The sequence below is a fragment of the Streptococcus sp. Marseille-Q8145 genome, from assembly GCF_965112035.1.
The window spans coordinates 1-3269 of record NZ_CBCOPQ010000008.1 but is presented as its reverse complement, the minus strand read 5'-3'; the positions used below and the strand labels follow the sequence as shown (position 1 = coordinate 3269).

General features: G+C 32.6%; 4 protein-coding genes. 1 reads left to right on the top strand and 3 read right to left on the bottom strand.

Features of this window, described 5'->3' with window-relative positions; genetic code table 11:
• The first annotated feature begins 7 nt into the window (after positions 1-7).
• Positions 8-1249 (top strand): tetratricopeptide repeat-containing protein, encoded by a 1242-nt coding sequence (locus tag ACWPVL_RS11605; RefSeq protein ID WP_454389163.1) that lies wholly within the window; start codon positions 8-10, stop codon positions 1247-1249.
• Positions 1250-1271: 22 nt separating this feature from the next.
• Here ACWPVL_RS11605 and ACWPVL_RS11600 read toward each other — a convergent pair whose 3' ends face one another.
• The 3 genes from ACWPVL_RS11600 to ACWPVL_RS11590 all read right to left on the bottom strand — a co-directional run.
• On the bottom strand, positions 1272-2252 hold the full coding sequence (locus tag ACWPVL_RS11600) for a caspase family protein (RefSeq protein WP_454389161.1): 981 nt from the start codon (positions 2250-2252) through the stop codon (positions 1272-1274).
• Positions 2253-2262: 10 nt separating this feature from the next.
• Complete coding sequence (locus ACWPVL_RS11595; RefSeq protein ID WP_454389159.1) at positions 2263-2640, bottom strand: TIR domain-containing protein; 378 nt, start codon at positions 2638-2640, stop codon at positions 2263-2265.
• 57 nt (positions 2641-2697) lie between these two features.
• On the bottom strand, positions 2698-3269 hold a 572-nt coding region (locus ACWPVL_RS11590; protein ID WP_454389157.1), incomplete at its 5' end, for a hypothetical protein.

Sequence of the window (3269 nt, the reverse complement as noted above, 5' to 3'; positions counted from 1 at the left end):
GTGAAAAATGAGTGGGCAAACCTGTTTTGTTGTAATGGGATATGGTGTAAAAAGACTACCTGGTACTTTTATTAAATTAAACTTAGATGATATCTATTTTAAATTTATAAAGCCAGTGATAGAAGAATGTGGGCTCGAATCGCTTTATGCTGAACAGGCTTATCGAGGTGATGAAGTTCCAACTACGATTTCCATTAGCAAAAATTTCATTGAATCCCTTTTTTTAGCGGATATTGTCATTGCTGACATTAGTACACTTAATCAAAATGCAATCTATGAACTAGGATTGCGTCATGCAATGAAGCCAAAGGCAACAATTATACTCTGTGAAGAAGAAACCATTACTAGATATCCATTTTTTGATATATCTATGCTGCCACAACTTCGATACCACAGAAAGAAAATTTTATCTGACCTTCAATACAGATCAGAGATTTATACTAAACTAAAGTTAATCATTCAATCTTGCCAAACTACAGATAAAACTTACACAGATAGTCCTGTATTTGACTTAAACTTATATAAAATCAAGCCATTGGTATACAGAGGAAAAAAACTGCAAAACGAAGGAGTCTCTCTCAGAAAATTAATTCTAAAAGCAAAAGAATACCAAGAAAATTTAGAATTTTCTACAGCAGAGCAATATTATGAAAAAGTCTTAAATATTTCTTTTGATTTAGATATTTTTTCACAATACATTCTGTGTCGATATAAGAAAGACTTATCTATTGAAAATCTAGCTAATGTGTTAAAATATGTTCATGAGACAATAGATGTATCAACAACTACTCATGAAGATTTATTAGGAATCACAGCTGCTATCCATAAAAGTATTTTTAACCAAACCTCTAACCCTATCCATTTGGAGAAAGCACTACGGTACTATAAAAATGGTTCAAACTTTGAAGGTGGAAATTTATATTGTGCTAGGAACTATTGTGCATTGTTATTGAAACGATATAAGGTCACAGATGACATCGAATCAATTATGGAATACTATTATACGGCAGTACATTTTGCGAAGACTTGTTTAAGCGAAGCGATTAATATACATAGAGAAGAAACTGACTTTGATGATGTTTGGTATAATGAAAATCTTAAAGATCTCAACTTTATTGCACTAGGCATAAAAGATTCATTTACCAAATTTCGACCAGTTACCCAAAGACAGAAAGAAACTGTAACAGCTGGACGAGCTGAGCTTCAAACTGATTATTTTAGAATGAAGGAAATAATAAAAGGAAAGTGATATGAGCCACTTTCCTTTTGATTTAAAATCGTTTATTTCTTGATAATTTCCAATAATGTAGACCTAGTGGTGTCAAGCGACAAGATTTACTGTTCATAGCAGCAAAATACATATGTTCTTCACCTACTGGCTCAATTAAACCGACACTTTCATATAGCTGTAATTCTTTAAATTTGGCAACATTCGCTTCTTTAGCGTAAGGTTCTTTATACTCATGAGTTACTTCAGGAGTATTTGTAAATTCAAATGATGGATCTAATGGAAATTCTGATGTTGCTTCTACAAAATATTGATGAAGTTTTCGCAAAACTCTTTTTGACACTTTAGCTTCTACTGTTCTGATAGGTAAAAAACCTGTAATATTTGTTTTAAATAGAGGTCTTTGTTCCCACGCTCCTAACGACTGATCTACAAAAGAATACAAACTTGCTGGAGTGATATTTCCACCAACATCTGCAGCACCACCTTTTAATCCTTGAATGAGCAATTCAGTAAACACACCATGACCAGTTATTCCATCTTCAATGGCAACCTCATCACGATTGCTTGCTGTTAAAATAGTAACACCTTTTCCAATAATGGCATCTGATGAGTCTATAGCACTAAACTCTCCTAACTTCCCAGAAAAACAACAATCTAAGATGATAATTTTATTTCGACTTTTAGAGGTGTTTGCTAGTCGAAGTATATCATTCATAGAAATCCCCATATCATAGCCATTAAAATCTGGTGTTACGATTTGCCCAGCCATCTCATCTGTCCCATGTCCTGAGAAATAAAAGAGTGCAATGTCAGATTCTCCTTCTTTAAATAAAGAATGAAGGTCCTCCAATAACTCTGCTTTTGTTAGTATATTACGTTTTAGCTTAACACTGAAATTAGGGGAACCATCCTCGTTTTCCTCTAATAATTTCGCTATCTCCTCTGCATCATTTACACAACCTCCTAATGGAGCCTGAGAATATGCATCGATACCAACAATTAATGCCTTGTTTTTTAACATAAATTGTACCTCACAATTGTTTTATCCATGCGCTAATCTTTTCCCAATTCCAATCTATCACTGGTAGATAGCCACATTCATTTGGAATCGTTACACCAGTATGACTTTTATTACCATAAATTGCAAGTAGTGGTATACCCTCATCTGTAGCACAGTTCATTTCCCAAATTTGCCCATCTGCTTTCTTGGTATTCCTAGTAATGATAGAAATCATACCATCACACCCTCTAATCCTTGCTCTACATTTAGTTTTCCATTGAGAATCCCACGGTTGTTTAACAGACATATCCACAAATTCAAATGGAGAGTTTGTATTTCTTGATTGGCCCCTTAGAAAATCTCGTAAATTTTCATCTTCAATGGCAAAACTTATAAAGATTCTTTTCATCTAAATACCTCCCTTTAAAAGTATTGTTGTTTGTATTATATCACATTAGAAAGTATTCTATACGATATTTCCCTCAATTGTATTAAATATTTCTTCCAATGATTTTTTCCAACAATATATTTCTTTCTCTAAAATTTGTTCAAAGAATGAATCAATTTGTGTCTTATCCTCCAATGAAAAATCTGATACAGATACAATTTTTTTATCATCTTTTAGAATGCCATCAATTCGCAAATTTTTTTGCTTAATGATTAGAATAGGAATATTATTTGAGATCGCCATAGCACCTTCAATTTGGCAAAACGAACTAGTAATCCATTTCCCATCTAACGACTGTTCGTCAGATTCAAAAAACTTTTTATCTTGAATTGCTCCCTTTTTTAAAACTCCAGATTGAATATACGTATGCCCGAAAGCTAAGATAACCATACCATAGCATCTTTTTATCATTTCATTTAAAGCAGATAATGATTCATAGGGAGAATAATCTTTTGCTTGTAGAGTTATGCTTTCTATATTATAGTTCTCTAGAGTGCTCTTTAGTTTATCTATAAAGTATTGTTGCTCATTCGTAAATGGATTAGGTCTGCTTAAAAATACTCTTATTTTTTTATTTGTCATATTCATCA

What these genes read in the sequence shown, in the direction of transcription:
- ACWPVL_RS11605 (WP_454389163.1), top strand. Translation starts at nt 8, where the DNA reads ATGAGTGGGCAAACCTGTTTTGTTGTAATGGGATATGGTGTAAAAAGA.
- ACWPVL_RS11600 (WP_454389161.1), bottom strand. Translation starts at nt 2,252, where the DNA reads ATGTTAAAAAACAAGGCATTAATTGTTGGTATCGATGCATATTCTCAG.
- ACWPVL_RS11595 (WP_454389159.1), bottom strand. Translation starts at nt 2,640, where the DNA reads ATGAAAAGAATCTTTATAAGTTTTGCCATTGAAGATGAAAATTTACGA.